This window comes from Pseudomonas sp. B7(2017), assembly GCF_002112745.1.
Lineage (GTDB): Bacteria > Pseudomonadota > Gammaproteobacteria > Pseudomonadales > Pseudomonadaceae > Aquipseudomonas > Aquipseudomonas ekonensis.
The window spans coordinates 398,816-420,613 of the sequence record NZ_NEIP01000003.1 but is presented as its reverse complement, the minus strand read 5'-3'; the positions used below and the strand labels follow the sequence as shown (position 1 = coordinate 420,613).

Below are 21,798 nucleotides of genomic sequence, written 5' to 3'. Positions count from 1 at the left end.
GGGCGTGTGACCTGCGGTCTCTTGTGCCAGACAAATGCGCCAGACAAAAAAAGGATTTCGCAGTGATGCCCGCTCGCCCGTCCCGTCGCCGTAACGTTGCCCCGTCCCTCCCGCACGCCGCTGCGCAGCCGACCCTGTGGCTGCTCAAGCCGTTGGCGCACGCCGTCGCGCTGTGCCTGGTGGCGGGCAGCGCCGAAGCGGCGACCGCGTTCAGCTCCGGCTGGTTCGCGGCCAAGGGCGCCGCGCAGCAGAACGCCGCCGTACGGGGCAGCGTCGGCGGGTTGCCGGGCATGACGCCGCCGCTGGCCCAGCAGCAGCGGGCCAACCAGCAGTTGCAGCGCTCGCTGCAGACCCTCAACAACACCGTCGCCGCCATCGCCGCGCAGCAGGCCGTCCAGGCCGCCGGCCGCGCGGCGGCGCTGGGGTCGGTGCAATGGGTGCCGGACGGGCTCGGCGAAGGCGGGCTGAAGGTCGACAACAGCCTGGCCCAAGGTTGGCAGAACGCCAAAGGCCCGCAGCAGTCCCAGGCCGACGGCAAGACCACGGTGAAGATCGAGCAGACCGCCGACAAGGCGATCCTCAATTGGGAAACCTTCAACGTCGGCCGCAACACCACGGTGGAGTTCGCCCAGCAGGCGGACTGGGCGGTGCTCAACCGCATCAACGACCCGGCGGCGCGGCCGAGCCAGATCCAGGGCGCGATCAAGGGCGACGGCACGGTGATGCTGATCAACCGCAACGGCGTGGTGTTCAGCGGCTCAAGCCAGGTCAACGTGCGCAACCTGGTGGCCGCCGCCGCAACGATCAGCGACAGCCAGTTCCGCGACCGTGGCCTGTACGTCGACAGCAGCGGCAGTCAGGCGACCTTCACCGACGCCGCCGGCAAGGTGCTGGTGGAGCGGGGCGCGTCCCTGGAGACCCACGCGCCGGCCACGTCCACCGCTGCCGGCGGCTACGTGCTGCTGCTCGGCAACGAAGTGCAGAACGACGGCCGCATCGCCACCGCCAAGGGCCAGACCGTGCTCGGCGCCGGCGACCGCTTCTACATCCGCAAGGGCGCAGGCACCGAAGGCAACGTGTTCTCCACCACGTTCGGCAACGAAGTCACCCCGGGCTTCAAGGCCGGCGCCAGCGCGGGCAAGGTCAGCAACAACGGCCTGATCCAGGCGGCCACCGGCGACATCACCCTGACCGGCCACGAGGTGGTCCAGAACGGCGTGGCGGTGGCCAGTACCTCGGTGGCCACCCGGGGCACGATCCACTTGCTCAACCCGGCGGCCGACGCCGCCGGCAGCGTCACCCTCGGCCAGGGCAGCGCCACGGCGATCCTGCTCGACGGCAGCGACCTCACCGCCCTGGACAGCCAGCACCAGGCCGCGCTGACCGGGGTCAACGCCAACAACCGGATCCGCAGCGACCAGTCGCGCATCGACATCCAGAGCGGCGGCAGCGTCGAGTTCCAGAACGGTTCGGTCACCCTCGCCACCGGTGGGCAGGTCGCGGTGACGGCCCAGGGCCGCAGCGTGGTGCGCGACGGTGCGCTGATCGACGTGTCCGGGGCCGTCGGCGTGAAGGTGGCGATGGCGTCCAACAGCATCAAGATCAACGTCCAGGGCAACGAGCAGCGCGATGCCTCGGTCAACCGCGAAAAAGGCGCGCTCAACAGCAACGACGTCTGGGTCGACGTGCGTGAGCTGGTGTACGTGCCGGCCGGCACCAACGGCTACGCCACCGACCGCTGGTACACCGCCGGCGGCTTGCTGGAGGTCGGCGGCTACCTCGGCACCCGCGGCCACGGCATCGGCGAATGGATGGCCCAGGGCGGCACCGTGAGCTTCGCCGGCAACGACGTGGTCACCGAGCGGGGCTCGCTGATCAACCTGTCCGGCGGCACCCTCGACGTGCAGAGCGGCGAGATCCGCCAGAGCTGGCTGCGCGGCGCGGACGGGCGCCTGTACGAGGTCTCGCGGGCGCCGGGAGACCTGCTCTACACCGGGCTGTACAAGGGCTACGAAGACCGCAGCGAGCGCTGGGGCCAGACCAGCGTCTACTACAACCCGCTGATCGCACCGACCCAGCGTTTCGAGTCGGGCTACACCGTCGGCCGCGACGCCGGACAACTGGTGATCGGCACCCGCAGCGCGGTGCTGGGCGGCCGACTGCTGGGCGAAACCTTCCAGGGCGAGCGCCAGACCCAGGCCCCGCGCGCGGCGCTGGACGGCTACGAGCAGAGCCAGACCGCACTGGCCCGGCGCGCGCAACTGATCGTCGGCAGCTACGACCCGGCCTACGTGGCGGCGGCCGGCGGCCTGCTGTACGGCCTCAATCCATTGATGGACCGGGTGACGGTCGGCAAGGCCGACGGCACCGATGCCCCGGCGGATCTCGCCGGCAGCGTGCCGGCCGCACGCAGCGGTTCGCTGACGCTGGACGCCGACACCCTCAACGGCTGGCGGCTGGGTGCGCTGAAGGTCGCGGCCAAGGAGCGGATCGACGTCAACCGTGCGCTGAGCGTCGACGCCGGCGGCGACATCACCCTGTACGGGCCGCAGGTGCACGTCGGCGCCGACCTCACCGCCCGGGGCGGCAGCCTGCACTTGGGCAACGTGCTCAACCAGCTCAACACCGACAAGCGTGCGGACACCCGGATCAATGCCCCGGCCGGCCAGCCGACCGTGGTGGACATCGCCCAGAATGTGCGCCTGGACACCCGTGGGCTGTGGAGCAACCTGCGCAGCGACCCCGACGACTCCGCCAGCCTGGCGTACCTCAACGGCGGTTCGGTGTCGATCCGCAGCAGCGGCGACATCCGGGTCGCCGCCGGCAGCCTGCTGGACGTGTCGTCTGGCGGCGCGGTGCTGGCCAACGGCAAGACCCGGGGCGGCAAGGGCGGCGACGTGACGCTGGAGTCCAGCGCCATTTCCGCCCCCGGCGATTCCCGGCTGATTTTCGACGGCGACGTGCGCGGCTACGGCGTCACCGGCGGCGGCAGCCTGACGGTGCAGGCCGGCAGGATCACGGTCGGTCAGAGCGCTGAAACGCCGGCAGCCGACACCCTGCACCTGACCCCGGCGCTGTTCGGCAAAGGTTTCTCCGCCTACAGCCTGATCGGCCTGAACGGGTTGACCGTGGCCGACGGCACGACCCTCGACGTGACGATGCCGGTGTACCGGTTCGCCGATGCGGCGGCCGACCGCCCCAGCGGCGTCGACCCGGACACGGCGATGCAGGTGTGGACGCCGACCCTGTTCCAGGAAAGCCCGACCCAGGGCCGCCTGACCCAGCGCGCCGGGGCCAGCCTGTCGTTGCAGGCCGGGGCCAGCCTGCGCAACCTGATCGATCCGGCCAACAGCCCGTTGCTGCTGGGGCAGGGGTCACGGATCAGCGTCGACCCGGGCCAGCGCATCAGCCTGCGCGGGCCGGGTCAGATCACCGTCGACGGCGAGCTCAACGCCTGGGGCGGCACCCTCGATATTCGTCAGCAGCAGTTTGCGGCCATCGACCCTGCGACCTCCGACCAGACCGCCGACCCGAAAGCGCACCAGCGTTCGATCCTCATCGGCGAACACGCTGTGCTCGACGTGGCGGGCCGGGCCGATACGGCGGTGGACGCCCTCGGCCGGGTGTACGGGCAGGTCGGGCGCGGCGGCAGCATCATCGTCGGCGGCGAGATCGACGCGAAGAAGGCCACGGCCACCTCCGCCGACGCCTTTGTGATCGTGCGCGAGGGCGCGCGGCTGGAGGCGTCCGGCACCGAAGCGACGCTGGACATCGCCGGGCAGGGGCCGACCCGGGTCGCCAGCGACGGCGGGCGCATCGCGTTCAGTTCTTACAACGGCCTGTCCCTGGAGGGGCGCCTGCACGCGGCGGCCGGCGGCGTCGGGGCGGCGGGCGGTCAGTTGGAGGTGGTGCTGGACTCGCCGCTGTACCAGGACAGCGCCGGCAACGAAGTGCGCAAGCCCCGGGAAATGGTCATCGGCCAGACCGCACAGCCGACGGACGCTTCGGCGCCGTTGAGCTACGGCCAGGCGCGGCTGAGCGCCGACCGTCTGATGGCGGGCGGCTTCGACAGCCTGAGCCTGATGAGCAACGGCTTTCTGTCCTTCGACGGCGATGTCGACCTGCGCATGGGCCAGCGCCTGAGCCTGTATGCCGGTGTGCTGTCGCTGAGCGAGCAAGGCAAGGACACCGCGCAGGTCAGCCTGGCGGCGCCGTACCTGCGCCTGTCCGGCATCGGCCAGTACTTCACCAACGTCGGCGTCATCCGGCCGCTGATCCAGAACACCGCGTCCTCGCAATTGCCGGTGTCGCTGTCGGCGGCGCAGCTGCGGGCCAGCGCGGACCTGCTGGACGTGGCCAACAGCCTGTCGTTCGGTGCCAGCGGTTCGATCCTGCAGCACGGCGCCCCGGCGGTGTCCTCCGAGCGCCGGGGCTTCGACCGGGTCTCGCTGGAGAGCCGCGGCGACCTGCGTTTCCTCGCGCCGACCGACAGCAAGGCCAAGACCCAACTGTGGACGCCGGGGGATCTGGATCTCCGTGCGGCGCAGATCTACCCGGCCAGTGGCGTCACCGCCGACGTGCGTGTCGGCTTCACGCGTGCCGGCGCAGACGCAGGCCCCGGCCGCACGCTGAGCATTGGCGCAGCAGGCGCGGCGCCCCAGGCCTTGCCTTACTCGGTGTTCGGCCAACTGAACCTGTTCGCCGGGTACATCGAGCAGGGCGGTGTCTTGCGGGCGCCGTTGGGGATGATCACCCTGGGCGACGACCTGCTGACCCAGACCCGCGAAGTGCGCCTGTTGCCCGGCAGCGTGACGTCGGTCAGCGGCGCCGGGCTGGTGATGCCGTACGGCGGCACCACCGACGGGATCGACTACCGCTACAACGGCAAACCGGTGGTGCTCAACGGCATCAGCGGCGACACGGCCGGGGTGACGCTGCGCTCGCAGTACGTCGATGTGCAGAACGGCGCGCAGATCGACCTGTCCGGCGGCGGCGACCTGCGCGGCGCCGGTTTCGTGTCCGGGCGCGGCGGCTCCACCGATGCGCGGTTCAACCCGCTGGTGCGCAACGCCGCCGACGGCACGTTCAGCCTGCCGGGGCTGGCGGCCAACCCGGTGTACGCGATCGTGCCGGGCAACCAGAGCACCTACGCGCCGATGCTCGCGGAGGCGGGCGCGTCGGATCCGCGGATCGGCCAGCAGATCACGATCGGCGCCGGCGTGCCGGGCCTGACGGCGGGCACGTACACCTTGCTGCCCTCGACCTTCGCCCTGTTGCCCGGCGCGTTCCGGGTCGAGGTCAACGGCCAGGCCACGACGGCGGCCGGCGGTGCGCTGGCGATGCGCAACGGGTCGTGGACGGCGTCGGGCCTGCTGTCGGTGGCCAACACCGGGCTGCGCGACAGCGTGGCCAGCCAGGTGATCCTGACCTCGGCGGACGTGGTGCGCCGCTATTCGCAGTACAACGAAACCGGGCTCGCCGCGTTCATCCGCAGCGACGCCGGCCGGCGCGGCGTGCCACGGGCGCTGACCCCGGCGGACGCCAAGTCGCTCAACCTGTTCCTCACCAACGGCGGGCGCCACGACATCGCCCTGGACTTCAACGGCCAGGTGCTGTCCGGCGCGGCGGCGGGCGGCGTGGCCGGTTCGGCGGTGGTGCGCGGCAGCAGCCTGGCGGACATCGAGATCCTCGGCGCCGGGCACTCGCGCAGCGAGGGCTTCACCGGGGTCTCGCTGTACGCCGACACCCTCAACCGGCTCGGCGCCGGTCGCCTGGCCATCGGCGCGACGCCCACGGTGGACTACGTCACGGCGGGCAACATCGTCGATTTCAAGGGCAACACCCGCAGCGTCACCCTGCGCGAAGGCGCGATGCTGTCGGCGCCGGAAGTCATGCTGTGGAGCAACGCGGGCAGCGGCGCCATCACCGTGGAAGCGGGGGCCGGCATCAACACCCTCAGCCGGGGCGGCGTGCCCTACGACTCCGCCAGCGGTTACGTTTACCAGCCGGGGGCCGCGAGCCTGCTGGTGGTGTCCAACGGCTGGAACAACGTGCTGGCGCCGGCAGCGGGCAACGGCATCACGTCCTCCGGCAGCATCCGCATCGGCACCTGCGCCACGGCGGCTTGTGCCGAACCGGCGCTGCTGTATTCCCAGGGCAGCATCACCGCCGCCACCGACAAGCAGTTCGAGCTGGGCGATTCGGTGCGCTTCGGCACCCGCCAACTGTCGCTGGCGGTGGGCGCGGTGAACGCCGGCAGCGCCGAGGCGCTCGCGCAGGCCGGCGCCAAGGTGCCCACCGGCCTGACCCTCAACCAGCAGGTGCTCGACCGCCTGCTGCGCGGCGACACGCAATTCGGCGCGCCGGCCCTGGAAACCCTGAACCTGACCACCCGCGACGCGTTCAACTTCTACGGCAGCGTCACCCTCGACACGCTCGACCCCGTGACCGGCCAGAGCAAACTCAAGAACTTCATGCTGTCCACCCCGGCGGTCTACGGCCTGGGCGAGGCGGGCGATGTCGCGACCCTGCGCACCGCCAACCTGATCTGGAACGGCGCGACCCAGGCCCCCGGCGCGGTGGTCGCCGGCGGCGCGGGCACCGGCCGCGGCACCCTGGACATCCAGGCGCAGCGCATCGAGTTCGGCTACGGCGCCTATGCCCAGCCCAATGGCCTGGCGCAGAACGACCGCTTGGCGCTGGGGTTCGCCAACGTCAACCTGAGCGCCAGCGAGCGCATCACCGCCAACCACAAGGGCAGCCTGTCGGTGTACCAGGCCCAGGGCGCCTACGACCCGGTCAAGGGCTACGCCTACAGCGGCGGCAACCTGAACCTGAGCACGCCGCTGCTGACCGGCGAGGCGGCGTCGGTCAACCGGCTCAGGGCCGGCGAACGCCTCACCCTCAGCGGCGGCGGTGGCTCGGCGCGCGCCGATGCGCTGGGCGCGGAGCTGACCCTGGACGCCCGCGACGTGGTGCTCGACAGCCGCATCGCCCTGGCCAGCGGTAAGCTGACGGTCAAGGCCGAACGGGATCTGACCCTGGCGGCCGGCGCATTGCTGGACGTGGCCGGGCGCACGCTGCCGTTCAACGACGTGAACAAATACAGCTGGGGCGGCGACGTGGTGCTGCACAGCGCCAACGGTTCGATCCGCCAGGCGACCGGCTCGCGCATCGACCTGTCGGCGCAGAACAACCAGGCCGGCACCCTCAGCGCGGTGGCCCTGGGTTCGGACGCAGGCATGGTCGATCTGCAGGGGCAGATCCTCGGCGCCGCCAGCGGGCGCTACGATGCCGGCGGCACGTGGGTGCCGTACAAGGCGGGCGGGGTGGACATCCGCGCCCAGCGCCTGGGCGGTGACCTCAACGAGCAGTTCGCCGCGCTCAACGGGCGCCTGAACGCCGGGCAGGTGTTCGGCAGCCGCAGCTTCCAGCTCAAGCAGGGCAACCTTTTGATCGGCGACGGGCTCAAGGCCGGCGAGGTGAGCGTGTCGGTGGACAACGGCAGCCTGACGGTCGCCGGGCTGATCGACGCCAGCGGCGAGCGGGTCGGCAGCATCCGCCTGGCCGCCAAGCAGGGCCTGACCCTGGCCGGCAACGGGGTGCTCGATGCCCATGGCCGGGTGCTGCGGGTCGACAGCTACGGGCAGATCATCGACGCGCCGAACCGGGCGACGGTCGAACTCAACGCCGGCGACGGTCTGCTGACCCTGGCTTCGGGGGCGCGGATCGATCTGCGCCACGGCACCGACGCCGTGGCCGGCACCTTGCCGGGCCAGCATGACGGCCGGTTGCGCGGCACCCTGGAGCTGTACGCGCCGCGCCTGGGCGCCGACGACATCGCCATCGACGCCAGCGGGGCGCTGGACATCCAGGGCGCGCGCTCCATCGGGCTCAACGCCGTGCGGCGCTACACCGATGCCGCCGACGGCAGCGATCCGGCGGCCAGCGGCCGTCCTTACCAGGTGATCGATCAGGCCTACCTGAACCGGATCCACGTCGACAGCAGCGCGTTCATCGATGCTGCGCTGGCCAACGGCGACCTGCTGCAACGCAAGCTCGCGGGCCTGCGCAGCAGCGCCTACAGCGACGCGTTGCACCTGCGCCCAGGCGTCGAGATCGCCAGCAAGACCGCCGACGGCGATCTGGTGGTGCAGGGCGACATCGATCTGTCGGGCTACCGCTACGCCAGCCTCAATCCGCACACGCAGAAGACCTCGGTGTACGGCTCCGGCGAGGCGGGCAGCCTGGCGATCCGCGCCGGCGGCAACCTCGATGTGTACGGCAGCCTCAACGACGGCTTTGCGCCGCCGCCGGAAACCGTGGACGACGCCGGCTGGAAACTGCTGCCGGGCATCCAGCCGTTCGGCGGCGACCTGATCGTGCCCGGCAGCGGCGTGACCCTGGCCGAAGGCACGCTGTTCCCGGCGGGCGCCACCCTCAACTACGACGTGCCGCTGCAGGCCGCGACCCTGGCCGCCGGCACGCTTTTGCCCACCCAGGGCACCCTGGCGGCGCCTTACACCTTCGCCGCCGGCACGGTGCTGGCCGGCGCCGTGCACGACGGCTCGGGCAATCTGCTGTACGCCGCCGGCACCTTGCTGGGCGACAGCGTGACCGTGCCGGCCGGCACCCGTCTGGGCGCCGGCATCCGCCTCAACGGCAACACGGCGCTGCGGGGCCTGACCTGGCCCAAGGGCGTGCCGCTGCCGGGCAGCGTCGAAGGCGATGCGCAGACCGTCAAGGGCGTGCGCCTGAGCGGCTCGCTGGCATTGCTGCGCGGCTCGCTGATCCCGTCCATGACCGACGTGGCGCTGGCCGAAGGCACGACGTTCATCGAACTGCGGCCGTTGAGCGGCACCGCCCAGGGCCGCAACTGGGCGGTGGCCAGCCTGCTGCCGTCGGGCAGCGCGTCGTGGTCGATGCGAGTGGTGGCCGGCGCCGACCTGGACGCCGCCGACACCCGCGCGGTCAAGCCGGTGGCCAGCGACGGCCACCTGCGCCTGGCCGACATCCATTACGGGATGAAAATCACCGAGAAGCCGCCGACGCTGGTATGGGGCGAGGGCAACCTGGGCGGTTTCACGCCGGGGGATCCGGTGCCGGACGACCTCAAGGACTGGTGCGACTGGGCACCCAACTCCTGCGTGCCGGCGCCGCGCTGGCGCTGGGCGCCGGGCAACTGGATGGGCATGCCGGACAACGCGCCGATGACCGACGACGACGTGCTGGCCTGGTGCGGTTCGTTCCCGGAACTGTGCGTGGAAAACAAGCCGGGCGTCACCGTGAAGACCCGCACCCAGATGTTCAGCGTGCTGCGCACCGGCACCGGCGATCTGGACGTGCTGGCGGCCGGCGACCTGAGCATGGCGTCGCCGTTCGGCGTGTACACCGCCGGCACCCAGTCGGCCGACGTCGATCCGCGCTTCAACCAGCCGCGCGGGCGCCTGTCGGACAACGGCTCGGTGCTGGGCAGCGCCGATGCCGACAACGAGAAGTGGGTCGACGGCGGCCGCGACAGCCTGTACCAGGCCTGGTATCCGCAGCTGGGCGGCAACCTGACGGTCAATGCCGGCGGCTCGGTGTCCGGTGATGTGCTCGGCCGTCGCGGCTATTCGCAGAACATGGACACCCGCGAGCAGGTGCCGAGCGTAGCCGTCGGCAACTGGCTGTGGCGCCAGGGCACCGGCAACGCGGACGTGCCGACCGCGTGGTGGATCAACTTCGGCAGCTATGCGACCCAGCCGCTGCCGGACCAGAGCGTCGATACCGGCGCCTATCTGGTCGGCTTCACCGGTTTCGGCACCCTGGGCGGCGGCAACATCAGCCTGCGCGCCGGCGCCGACGGCGGCCAGCTCAAGGCGTTGGGCGGCAGCGGCAACACCAACCTGTACCCGCGCGGGCAAGGGCTGGTGGTGGCGGTGGGCAGCACCGGGCGGGTGGGCAGCGACGGCCGCCTGCAACTGACCGGCGGCGGCGACATGGACATCCGCATCGGCGGCGCGCTCAACCCGTCGCTCGCCGCACGGGCAGGGCAGAGCGGCACCGCCGCCCCGCAGCATGACCTGCAGGGCGCGCTGATCAACCTGCGCGGCGCCGCGCAACTGAGCGGCGGCGCGGTGGGCGGGATCAACCTGCAGTACGGTTCCGCGCCGTTCCAGCAGGATCCGCGCGAGACCCGTCCGTTCGATCTGTTCACCTCGACCCTGGGCAGCGCGTCCGGCGGCCTGGTACTGGTCCCCGGCGACTCCGGCATGCGCATCAACACCCGCGGCGACCTGGTGCTCGGCGGTGCGGCCGATCCGGGCCGGGTGCGCCTGCAGAACTCCACGCCGTTCACCACGGCGGACGGCACCGTGCACGCCGGCGGCGGCCTGAGCGGGTTCTCGCTGTGGACCGACCACACCGCCATCGACCTGTTCTCGGCCGGCGGCAACCTGACGCCGAGCACGCAAATGGCGGAGATCGTCGCCAGCTCGTCGCTGCCGGTGGAGGGCAGCAACAGCTCGCCGACCGACGGGCGCTTCGTGTATCCGTCGGTTCTGCGGGCGGTGGCCGGGCAGGGCTCGATCTACGCAGGTCCCTCGGCGGCCTACGGTGCGGTGGGCGGGGTGTATCCGCTCAAGGGCTATTCGCTGCTGCTGGCGCCTTCGAACGCCGGGCAACTGGAGCTGTTGGCGGGGGATTCGATCTACGCCGGCGGTTATGCGATCAACCGCTCCGGCGCCAGCCTGTCGTCCGTCGCCACGCCGTTCGCCCCGGCGTTCAACGGCTTCGGCGACAACGTCAGCGCCACGCCGGTGATGACCAACCGGGGCAGCGACGGCGTGGCCGCGAACAAGAACGTGCGTTACCCGCTGTTCGCATTCGGCGCCGACACCTATGCGGCTACCGGCGCGGTGCAGGCCCCGGCGCGCTTCTATGCGCTGACCGGGGATCTTGTGGGCGTGCGCAGCGGCGAGACCCTGAGCTTCGACCTGTCCAGGCGCACCTGGTATGAGGCGGCGGGGCCGGTGTGGATGCTGGCGGGCCGCGACATCGTGGCGTCCGGCACCAACCTCGGCCAGCCGACCGCCGTGCCGAGCGATGGCCTGGGACGCGGCACCGAAAGCATCACGTCCACCGGCAACCTGTTCATCCACGGCGATGCGCGGGACGTGTCGCGGGTCTCGGCCGGGCGCGACATTCTCTACAGCAGCTTCGACATCGCCGGCCCAGGCACCCTGGAGGTCAACGCCGGGCGCAACATCCTGATGGAAGACCGCGCCGCGATCACCAGCCTCGGGCCGGTGGCGGTCGGCGACAACCGTCCGGGCGCCAGCGTGGTGCTGCAGGCCGGGGCCGGGGCGCAGGGGCCGGACTACGCGCGGTTCGTCGCCCGCTACCTGGACCGGCAGAACCTGGCCGACCCGAACGTGCCGCTCAGCGCGCAGCCGGGCAAGGTGGCCAAGACGTACCTGGGCGAACTGAACAGCTGGCTCAGCCTGCACTACGGCTTCAGCGGCGGCGAAGCCCAGGCCCTGGCCTTCTTCGCGGCGTTGCCGGCGGCCGAGCAGTCGATCTTCGCCCGCCAGGTGTACTTCGCCGAACTGCGGGCGGGGGGACGTGAGTACAACGACGCCGACGGCCCGCGCAAGGGCAGTTACCTGCGCGGCCGCAACGCCATCGCGGCGCTGTTCCCGAGCACCGACGTGGCCGGCAACCCGATCCGCTACGACGGCGACATCACCTTGTTCGGCGGCGCCGGGGTCAAGACCCTGTTCGGCGGCGGCATCCAGATGCTCACGCCGGGCGGCGGCCAGGTGTTCGGCATCGAAGGCGCGGCGCCGCCGTCCACCGCCGGCATCGTCACCCAGGGCCAGGGCGACATCCAGCTCTACGCCAAAGGCAGCATCCTGCTCGGCCAGAGCCGGATCATGACCACCTTCGGCGGCTCCATCGTCGGCTGGTCGGCCGAAGGCGACATCAACGCCGGCCGGGGCTCGAAGACCACCGTGGTCTACACGCCGCCCAAGCGGGTCTACGACACGTGGGGCAACGTCAGCCTGTCGCCGTCGGTGCCGAGCACAGGCGCAGGGATCGCAACCCTCAACCCCATCGCCGAGGTGGCGCCGGGGGACATCGACCTGATCGCGCCGCTGGGCACCATCGATGCCGGCGAGGCGGGGATCCGGGTGTCGGGCAACGTCAACATCGCCGCCCTGACCGTGGTCAACGCCGCCAACATCGCGGTGCAGGGCAAGGCCAGCGGCGTGCCGGTGGTGGCGTCGGTCAACACCGGGGCGATCACCTCGGCCAGTTCGGCGGCCTCGTCGGCGACCCAGGCGGCCGAAGACGTGGCGCGCCAGCAGCAGGCCGCGGCGCGGCAGAACCAGGCGTCGGTGTTCACCGTGCAGGTGCTGGGCTTCGGCTCCGAGCAATTGGCGCCGACCCGGGAAGGCGCCAGCCGGGCGCCGGCGCCGGGCTACAACCCGGACAGCCCGGTGCAGGTGCTGGGCGCCGGAGTGCTCGACGACCACGCCCGGCAGCAATTGACCGAAGAAGAGCAGCGCCAGCTGACGCTCTAGGACTCTCGTGGCAACACGCTTCGGGCGGCCGTTTGGCCGCCCTTTTTTTTACGCCGGCGCAGGCTCGGGTTCGGCCAGTTGCGCCAGCAGCCATTCGGTGAAGCTGCGGGCCAGGGGATAGCTTTCGCTGTCGCGGTGGGTGAGCAGGGCCCAGTTCGGTCCGCGGATGGTGTCCTCCACCAAGGGCTGCAACAGCCCGTTGGCCTGGGCCTGGCGGCTGAGCAGACGGCTGACCAGGGCGATGCCGAGGCCGCCGCACGCGGCGTCCAGCAGCAGGCCGGGATCGGAAAAGTTCAGCCCCTGGGCCTGCTGGCCGACGTCGATGCCGGACTCCACCGCCCAGTGGCTCCAGTCCATCTCCCGCTCGCCGTGCAGGGTGGTGCGCTGCGCCGGCGGCACGTCCAAAAGGCTCGGGTGGCAGGCCGGGAACAGGCGGTCGGCGTGCAGCACCCGGAAGCCGCACTCGGCCTGGGCGCTGATGTCGTCGCGCACCGCCAGGTCGATGGTCTGGGTGGTCATGTCCGGCACTTCGTCGGTGCTGAAGATCCACAGGTCCACCTGCGGATGGCGCCGGCGGAAATCCCCCAGGCGCGGCAGCAGCCAGTGCCGGGCGAAGGCCGGCGTGGTGTTGAGCACCAGTTGGTTGGGCTTCTGGTACTGCCCCAGACGGCGGATGCCCATCGCCAGTTGCTGGAGCATCGCCTGGGTGGTGCTGAGCAGGTCGTGGCCGGCGTCGGTCAGGCTGACGCTGCGCCCGGCGCGGAAGAACAGTGGCTGCTCCAGGTACGCCTCCAGGCTGCGGATCTGCTGGCTGATGGCCGACTGGGTGAGGCTCAGCTCGTCGGCCGCCTTGTGGAAACTGCCCAGCCGGGCGGCCGCTTCGAAGCCACGCAGAGCGCTGAGCGGTGGCCAGTGTTTGAGCATGATCGATAAGTTCCTCTAATCAGTTGTCCGCTAAATCCATCGTTTGTTTGCCCTTGAAGGCGCCATTAGCATTCACGCCATCACCGCCAAGGCTGTTTTTCACTGAACACAATGGCTTAACACAAAGGGCTTTTTACCATGCAACTGAACAAACACAACAACAGCGGTTGGACGATGCCGGCGGAGTGGGTGCCCCACGCGGCGACGTGGATGGTCTGGCCGCACAACCAGGCGCTGTGGGAGTCGGGCTGGCGCGTGACGCTGGCCCAGGTGCAGGAGGATTTCGCTGGGGTGGCCAACGCCATCGCCCGCTTCGAGCCGGTGAAGATGCTGGTCGATCCTTCCGCAGTCGCCAGCGCCCAGGCCCTGTGCGGGCCGAACATCGAACTGATCCCGCTGGCGGTCAACGACAGCTGGTGCCGCGACTCCGGCCCGAGCTTCGTCTGCCACCCGCAGCACGGGTTGGCCGGGGTGAGCTGGCGGTTCAACGCCTGGGGCGGCAAGTCGGCCCACGACCTGGACGAAAGCCTGGCCCGGCGCGTGCTCAACCATCTGGGCGGCGAGTGCTTCGGCACGCCGCTGAGCAACGAGGGCGGCGCGATCCATGTGGACGGCGAGGGCACGTTGATCACCACCGAATCGGTGCTGCTCAACCCCAACCGCAACCCCGGCGTGAGCAAGGCCGAGATGGAAGAGATCTTCGCCCGTCTGCTGGGCGTGACCAAAACCATCTGGCTGCCGGGGGATCCGGACTACGTGACCGGCGACATGACCGACGGCCACGTGGATGGCGTGTGCGCCTTCGCCCGGCCTGGCGTTCTGCTGGTGGACGCGACCCATGACCACAGCTCGGTCTACGCCGAAGTGGCGCGGGAGAACCGCCGTGCGCTGGAGCTGGCCACCGACGCGAAGGGCCGCAAGTTCGAGCTGATCGAACTGTTCGAAGCCAGCGAAGCCGTGGATCCCGAGGCCGAAGTGTTCTGCGCTTCGTACACCAACTTCTACCTCGCCAACGGCGCGGTGATCATGCCGGCCTACGGCATCGCGGCCGACGATGTGGCGGCGCAGACCCTGGCCCGGGCGTTCCCCGGCCGCGAAGTGGTGCCGGTGCGCATCAACCGTCTGGCCCACGGCGGCGGCGGGGTGCACTGCATCACCCAGCAGCAGCCGGCCTGGCCGCTGGAGGGTTGAGCCATGACGACGCTGACGATCGCCGCCACGCAAATGCCGTGCAGCTGGGACCTCGCCGCCAACCTTGACCGCGCCGAACGCCTGGTGCGCGAGGCGGCGGCCCAGGGGGCGCAGGTCATCCTGCTGCAGGAGCTGTTCGCCACGCCGTACTTCTGCATCGAACAGCGCCATGAGCATATGGCGCTGGCCGAGGAGTACCGCGACAGCCGCGTCCTTGCGCGGTTCGCCGCCCTGGCCCGGGAGCTGGGCGTGGTGCTGCCGCTGAGCTGGTACGAGAAGGCCGGCAACGCGTACTTCAATTCCCTGAGCGTGGCCGATGCCGACGGGCGCCTGCTGGGCGTGTACCGCAAGACCCACATCCCCAACGCCATCGGCTATCAGGAGAAGGAATACTTCAGCCCCGGCGACACCGGTTTCCGGGTCTGGGACACCGCGTTCGGCCGCCTCGGCGTGGGCATCTGCTGGGACCAGTGGTTCCCGGAGACCGCCCGCAGCCTGGCTCTGATGGGGGCCGAGGTGCTGCTGTTCCCGACCGCCATCGGCTCGGAGCCCGGCTGCGCGGACCTGGATTCGCGCGACCACTGGCAGATGACCATGCGCGGCCACGCCGCCGCCAACCTGCTGCCGGTGGTGGCCTCCAACCGGGTGGGCCGGGAAACCGCGACCACCGATGCGGACCTGCAAATGAGCTTTTACGGCTCGTCGTTCATCAGCGACCACAAGGGCAAGCTGCTGGCCGAGGCCGACCGCGACAGCACCGGCGTGCTGGTGCAGACGCTGGACCTTGCGGCCATGCGCGAAGAGCGCTTGAGCTGGGGGATCTACCGCGACCGCCGTCCGGAGATGTACGGCGCGTTGCTCAGCCAGGACGGCCGTCACCTTCACGCACGCTGGAATCCTCAAGGAGTCTGATATGCCTGCACTCACCCAATGGTTGCCCGCCGCGCTGTGCCTGACGTTGGCCTGCGCGCTGCCGGCGGCCCACGCCGAAGACAAGACCCTGCGCCTGTACAACTGGGCCGACTATTTCGCCGAAGACACCCTGAGCCGGTTCACCGCCGAGACCGGGATCAAGGTGATCTACGATGTGATGGACGGCAGCGAAACCCTGGAGGCCAAGATGCTGGCCGGCGGCAGCGGCTACGACCTGATCTTCCCCGGCGACACCGTGGCCGAGCGCCTGATGCGCGCCGGCAGCCTGCTGCCGCTGGATCCGTCGAAAATCACCGCGATGGGGGACGTCGAGCCGGGCCTGCAGAAACTGCGCAGCCGCTACGAGCACTCGAACAAGGCCACCGTGCCCTACACCTGGGGCACCATCGGCCTGACCTACAACGAACAGCAGATCCGGCAGCGCATGCCCGATGCGCCGGTCAACAGCCTGGACATGCTGTTCAAGCCGGAGCTGGCCGGCAAGTTCGCCGACTGCGGGATCTCGATGATCGACTCGCCCGACGAGGTGCTGGCGGTGGTGCTCAACTACCTGGGCCGCGATCCGCGCAGCGCCAAGCGCGAAGACCTGGCGGCGGCCAGCGACCTGTTGCTCAAGCTGCGGCCGCACATCCGCAAGTTCCAGTCGCAGCCGGTGACCGACCTGGTCAACGGCAACCTGTGCCTGTCGCTGGGCTACAGCGGCGACATGACCCAGGCCCAGCGCACCGCCGACACCGCCGGCAAGGCCAACACCTTCCAGTACCGCGTGCCCCGCGAAGGCACCACGGTGTGGATGGACACCATGGCCATCCCGGTGGACGCCAAGCACCCGGAGTACGCCTACGCGTTCATCAATTTCGTGATGCGTCCGGAGAACATGGCCGCCATCAGCAATTTCACCGGCTACCCGACTTCCAACGCCAAGGCTCGGCCCAGTGTGGACGCGGCGATGCGCAACAACCCGGACATCTACCTCGACGACGCGACCTACGCCCGTCTGATCCCGGGCAAGGACATCCCCCAGGCCGACATGCGCGCCCGCATGCGTACCTGGACCAAATTCAAGACCGCCACCGCTCCGTAACTCCATTCATCAGGAACAGCCCCATGCCGACTCGTCGCGAGTTCATCAAACAGGTTTCCGTCGTCGCCGGTGCCGGCGTCGCCTTGGCCGGTCTCGGCCTGCCGTCCTCCGTTGTGCTGGCCGCCGCCGACGGCCGCTGGTTCATGCCCGACGAAGGCGAGCGGCACGAACGGGCCTTCATCGCCTTCGGCGCCCAGGACGCGATCTGGGAAGACTTCACCGAGGACGTGCAAGAGGCCCTCGGCCGCATCGCCCGCACCATCGCCCGCTACGAACCGCTGACGGTCTATTGCCGCCCGGGCGAACGCAGCCTGGCCGAGGAGTTCTGCGGCACCTCCAACGTCACCTACGTGACGGCGGCCCTGGACGACATCTGGATGCGCGACATCAGCGCCAACTTCGTCGTCGACGACAAGAACGGACTGGGCGCCGTGGACTTCAATTTCAGCGGCTGGGGCAACAAGCAGCAGCACGCCAAGGACGCGAAGATCGCCCGGCGGGTCGCCGACGAGGCCCAGGCGACCTACATCCGCAGCGAACTGGTGGGCGAGGGCGGCGGTATCGAGGTGGACGGCCACGGCACCGCGATCATGACGGAGAGCTGCTGGGTCAACGCCAACCGCAACCCCGGCTGGAGCCGCGCCGAGGTCGAGGCGGAACTGAAGGCGCGTCTGGGGCTGCGCAAGATCATCTGGCTGCCGGGCATCAAGGGCAAGGACATCACCGATGCCCACGTCGATTTCTATGCGCGCTTCGTCAAGCCCGGCGTGGTGATCGCCAACCTCGACACTGACCCGCAGTCGTACGACCACAAGGTCACCCTGGCGCACCTGGAGATCCTCAAGAAGGCCACCGATGCCGACGGCCGGCCGCTGCAGATCCACACCATGTCGCCGCCGCTCAACCCGCGCAGCAGCAAGTTCAATAAGGGCAACCCGGACTTCGCCGCCGGTTACATCAACTATTTCGTGATCAACGGCGCGGTCATCGCCCCGGAGTTCGGCGACAAGGCGGCCGACAAGAAGGCCCTGGACCTGCTCAGGCAGCTGTATCCGGAGCGCGAGGTGGTGCAGCTCAACATCGACGCCATCGCCGCCGGGGGCGGCGGCATCCACTGCGTGACCAGTCACCAGCCGGCCTGATCCGCGTCAGCGAAAGCGCGGGGGTATCGCCTCGGCGAACGGATAGAAGTCGAACCATGGTTTGGCTTCTTCCAGCACCTGGCGCACGGAGGGGCGCTGCACCAGCCGCTCGAAGTAGTCGCCGAGCCGGCGGTGCTGCGCAGGGAACGCCACCAGCGTGCTGGCATAGAACAGCGCCGGCGCGGCGGCGCAATCGGCCAGGCTGAAGTCCGGGCCGGCGACCCAGGCGCCGGGCGCCAGTTGCCGTTCGAGCATGCCGTATGCCGTGTTCAGCAGGCTGCGCTGGGCGCTCAGGTCGCCGTTGCGGTTCTGTATGCGGTCGCCGACGATCTGCTGCACGGGCGTCTGCACGTACTGATCAAAGAAGCGGTCCCACAGGCGCACCTCAAGGGCCGCCTCCCTGCCGTCGGGAATCAGGCGCGGCCCTGTGCGGTGAACGTGATCCAGGTACTCGATGATCACGCTCGACTCCGGCACGTCACGCTGGCGGTCGTGGTCGCGGATCACCGGGAACTTGGTCAGCGGCCACAGCGCCTGCAGCTCGGCCCGGTCCGCCGGATCGGACAGGTCGATGATGCGCCTTTCGAACGCGGTGCCGTACTCGTAGAGCGCGATCAGCACCTTGTGGCAGTACGACGACAACGGGTGGTAGTAGAGGGTCAGGGGCATGGTCGGACTCCTTGGGGCAACGCGCCGGTCTTGCCGTACGGCGGCTCAGAACCGCCAGGTCGCGCCGCCGCCGATGATGTGCAGGGCACTGTCCTTGAAGGTGCCGGACAGGGTCGTGCCGGAACGCCGCTTGGTCTGTTCGTCGTCCATGTCGCCGAGCCAGACCAGGGTGTAGGCCAGGTGCACGTCCAGGCCTTCGTCGACCTGATAGTTCACCCCGGTCGCCAGCCGCCAAGTGTCGCCCATCGGGTTGTCGACGGTGCGGTCCTTGTCGTCCACGGCCGAGCTGTCGTAGCCCAGGCCCATGTTCCAGCGCCATTGGCGGGTGGCCTGGTACTGCGCGCCGACGGAGGCGTGCCAGGTGTCCTTGTAGTGCCTGTCCACGGTGCGGTCGACGCCGCCGGCGTCGCTGTCGACCTCCACGCCGATGTTGCCGAAGTCGCTCCAGTCCTGCCAGCCGAGGCTGCCCAGCAGTTTCCATTGCGGGGTCAGGTCATGGGCCACGCTCAGCAGCACGGTCTGCGGCACGTTCATGTCCAGTTCCAGGTCGTCCACGTCCAGGCGGCGCAGGGCAGCGTTGATGATCGGGTTGCTGACGTTGCGCACATGGGGCTTGTCCTTGAACTCCAGCCGCACCTTGCTGGTGTAGGCCAGGCCGATCCGGGTGCGCTCGTCGAGCGTGTAGAGCAGGCCCAGGTTGACCCCCGTGCCGACGTCGGTGTCCTTGTATTCCAGTTGGCCGTCGGGCCGGTCCGCCAGGCCGAGCAGGTTGTTGTCGATGGCCATTTCGGTGCGGTAGTAGCCGTACACGATGCGCGGGCCGATGCCCACTGAGAGCCGGTCGGTGAAACGGTGGGCGACGGTGGGCTGGAACGACACGCCGATCACCGCCGCTTCCTGGGTGAAATAGCGCCCGGCCCAGTCATCGTCGTAGTCCAGGGCCAGGCCGAAGTTGCCGTACATGCCGAAGCCGATGGCCGAGCGGTCGTCGAGCTGGTGGCTGACGAAGAAGCTCGCGCCCGGCAGCCATTGCAGCGCATTGCCGCCTTCGTTGCCGTCGAAGCCGTTGCGGCTGTCGCGGGAGAAGGACAGGTCGCCGAGTATCACCTGGGCGTTGGCGCTGATCTGGGTGCCGGCAAGCTCAGTGATCCCGGCGGGGTTGCTCATCAGCACGCTCGGGTCGCTGGCCAGCGCGGCGGCCCCGGCGTTGGCCAGGCCGTTGCCTTCCTGGCCGGCTTCGTAGATCAGGATGCCGCCGGCGACGGCGTCCGTGGCCAGGAGGCCGAACAGCCAGGGCAGGGCATAGAGGCAGGACGCCGGAGCACCGCACACTCGGGTTCCATGCATGCATCGTTCCTCGTGGCGCCGGTGCGCCATCGGTGGCGTTCAAACGGTCAGGTAAAGGTAGACCCTGCGGCCGGGTTGTCGAGCCGCGCCGTCGGCGGCGTGCCCGTCTGACAACCCCGGTGCCTGGACTACGCTGCGATCTGTATGGGTTTCCTCACCCGGTGAACGAAGGAATCGGCGCATGCGCAGGCCGGCGCGGCGGGCTCAGCGGCCGTGGGCAGCGTCGGCGAGCTGACCGGTGTCCACCCGCACGAACACCGAATCGCCGACGGCGGTCAGGGTGTCGCCGGCGTAGACCTCGCAGATGACACGGGTCTTGCGCCCGACGTCGCCTTCCACCCGGGCCTTGAGCGTCAGCGGCACGCCCATCGGCGTCGGCTTGATGAACTTGAGGCCCAGGTTGCCGGTGACGCAATCGATGCGCGGCAGGCTGCCGGGGTCGCGCCGCTCGTTGCGGTAATGGTAGGCCATGGCCGTCCAGTTGGAGTGGCAGTCCACCAGCATCGCGAGCAGCCCGCCGTACACCAGTTCCGGCCAGCCGCAGTACTTGGCCTCGGGCAGGTGCTCGGCCATGACGTGCACGCCGTCTTCGTGCCAGAAACTCTTGACGTGCAGCCCGTGGGGGTTGCGGCCGCCGCAGCCGTAGCAGACGCCTTCCGGTGCCGCGGTGTCTTGCAGGGAAATGCCGGGGGTGGACATGCCTCGATCTTCCTTAACGTGAGTGTCGAACCGGGCGATTCTAACCCTGATCCGCGCACAAGGAAGATCCGCCGTCGCACAGGCTGCGACGGCAGGCAAAAAAAAGCCGCCAGGTCGGCAGCGAAGTGAAGAGCACGCGAGGTGTGGGTTCAGTATGGCGGCCTGAAAATGACAGCGTCATGACAGACGTTGCCCGACCGGCAGCCTGCCCGCGTCATCAGGCTGTCATCGATCCCGGGGCACACTGCGCGCAAACCGGTTTGCGCATCCCGCGCCGGGCGCCCTGAAGGATCCCTCCATGAAAGAAGACGCCTCCCTGTTCGCCGCCATCGACCTGGGTTCGAATGCGTTTCGCATGATGATCGGGCAGTCGCTCCGGCACAGCCGGGGATTCGTCATTCAGGAGGTCAAGACCCTGCGCGAGCCGGTGCGCCTGGCCGAGGGGTTCGACGGCGGCGCGCTGGACGAGATGGCCCTGGACCGCGGTTGGCAGGCCTTGGCCCGGTTCGGCAAGAAACTGCGCGGCTTCGAGGCCGGCCGGGTGCGGGCGGTGGCCACCAGCGCCGTGCGCGAGGCGGACAACGCGCCGCTGTTCCTGGCCAGCGCCGAGCGCCACCTGGGGTTCCCGATCGATGTCATCTCCGGGCACGAAGAGGCCCGGCTGGTGTATGCCGGCGTCGCGCACGCCATCCCTTGCGCCGAGGACATGCGTCTGGTGGTGGACATCGGCGGCGGCTCCACCGAACTGATCCTGGGGCAGGGCACCCGGCCCTTGCTCACCGAAAGCATCGCGGTCGGCAGCGGCACCCTGGGCGCCCGTTACTTCAGCGGGGGCGAGCTGTCTGCGGCGGCGCTGCTGGAGGCCGAGCGGGTGGCGATCCTGCAGTTCGAGAAGGTCGCCCGGCGCTACCGGGCCCAGGGTTGGCAGCAGACCATCGGCTCGTCGGGCACCGCGCGCATGCTGGCCAAGGTGCTCAAGGCCAACCGGCTCAACGACGACGGTTTGGGCGGCATCACCTACGGCGGTTTGCTGCGGCTGTCGCTGCGCCTGCTGGAGGTCAAGAACGTGCGCCAACTGAAGCTGGCCGGGCTGCAGCCCCATCGGCACGGCATCCTGCCCGGCGGGCTGGCGGTGATGTTGGCCGCCTTCAAGGTGTTCGGCATCGCGCGGATGATGCCGTCGGAACCCGGCCTGCGCCTGGGCGTGCTGCACGGCCTGATGTCCCGCCACTGACCGCGCAGG

At 69.8% G+C, this 21,798-nt stretch carries 10 protein-coding genes; 6 read left to right on the top strand and 4 right to left on the bottom strand.

From position 1 onward, the window contains the following. The first annotated feature begins 65 nt into the window (after window positions 1–65). Window positions 66–12,566: a filamentous hemagglutinin family protein gene (locus tag CAG29_RS08300; protein ID WP_085694212.1), complete on the top strand. Its 12,501-nt coding sequence runs from the start codon at window positions 66–68 to the stop codon at window positions 12,564–12,566. A 48-nt stretch (window positions 12,567–12,614) separates the two neighbouring features. Here CAG29_RS08300 and CAG29_RS08295 read toward each other — a convergent pair whose 3' ends face one another. Beyond that, window positions 12,615–13,490 (bottom strand): LysR substrate-binding domain-containing protein, encoded by an 876-nt coding sequence (locus CAG29_RS08295; protein ID WP_085694210.1) that lies wholly within the window; start codon window positions 13,488–13,490, stop codon window positions 12,615–12,617. 138 nt (window positions 13,491–13,628) lie between these two features. Here CAG29_RS08295 and CAG29_RS08290 point away from each other — a divergent pair, with 138 nt between their 5' ends. The 4 genes from CAG29_RS08290 to CAG29_RS08275 are packed head-to-tail and all read left to right on the top strand — an operon-like array spanning window position 13,629 to window position 17,840. Beyond that, entirely contained in the window at window positions 13,629–14,681 is a 1,053-nt protein-coding gene (locus tag CAG29_RS08290; protein ID WP_085694208.1) for an agmatine/peptidylarginine deiminase, read from the top strand. Between the two features lie 3 nt (window positions 14,682–14,684). Then, window positions 14,685–15,593, top strand: coding sequence for an N-carbamoylputrescine amidase (gene aguB, locus CAG29_RS08285; RefSeq protein ID WP_085582264.1), 909 nt, complete (start codon window positions 14,685–14,687; stop codon window positions 15,591–15,593). 1 nt (window position 15,594) lies between these two features. Then, window positions 15,595–16,698, top strand: a complete 1,104-nt coding sequence (locus tag CAG29_RS08280) for an extracellular solute-binding protein (protein ID WP_085582266.1) — start codon at window positions 15,595–15,597, stop codon at window positions 16,696–16,698. A 23-nt stretch (window positions 16,699–16,721) separates the two neighbouring features. Further along, a complete protein-coding gene (locus tag CAG29_RS08275; protein ID WP_085694206.1) occupies window positions 16,722–17,840 on the top strand; it encodes an agmatine/peptidylarginine deiminase in 1,119 nt (372 codons plus the stop codon). A 6-nt stretch (window positions 17,841–17,846) separates the two neighbouring features. On the opposite strand, the gene CAG29_RS08270 is transcribed toward CAG29_RS08275, so the two are convergent. From CAG29_RS08270 to CAG29_RS08260, 3 genes are all read right to left on the bottom strand, one after another. Further along, window positions 17,847–18,509, bottom strand: coding sequence for a glutathione S-transferase family protein (locus tag CAG29_RS08270; protein WP_085694204.1), 663 nt, complete (start codon window positions 18,507–18,509; stop codon window positions 17,847–17,849). Between the two features lie 45 nt (window positions 18,510–18,554). After that, complete coding sequence (locus CAG29_RS08265) at window positions 18,555–19,856, bottom strand: OmpP1/FadL family transporter (RefSeq protein WP_085694202.1); 1,302 nt, start codon at window positions 19,854–19,856, stop codon at window positions 18,555–18,557. Between the two features lie 204 nt (window positions 19,857–20,060). Then, complete coding sequence (locus CAG29_RS08260; protein WP_085582274.1) at window positions 20,061–20,555, bottom strand: PaaI family thioesterase; 495 nt, start codon at window positions 20,553–20,555, stop codon at window positions 20,061–20,063. Window positions 20,556–20,853: 298 nt separating this feature from the next. Here CAG29_RS08260 and CAG29_RS08255 point away from each other — a divergent pair, with 298 nt between their 5' ends. Next, the gene (locus tag CAG29_RS08255; protein WP_085582276.1) at window positions 20,854–21,789 is read left to right on the top strand and encodes a phosphatase; all 936 of its coding nucleotides are present in this window, start codon (window positions 20,854–20,856) and stop codon (window positions 21,787–21,789) included. Window positions 21,790–21,798: the final 9 nt, after the last annotated feature.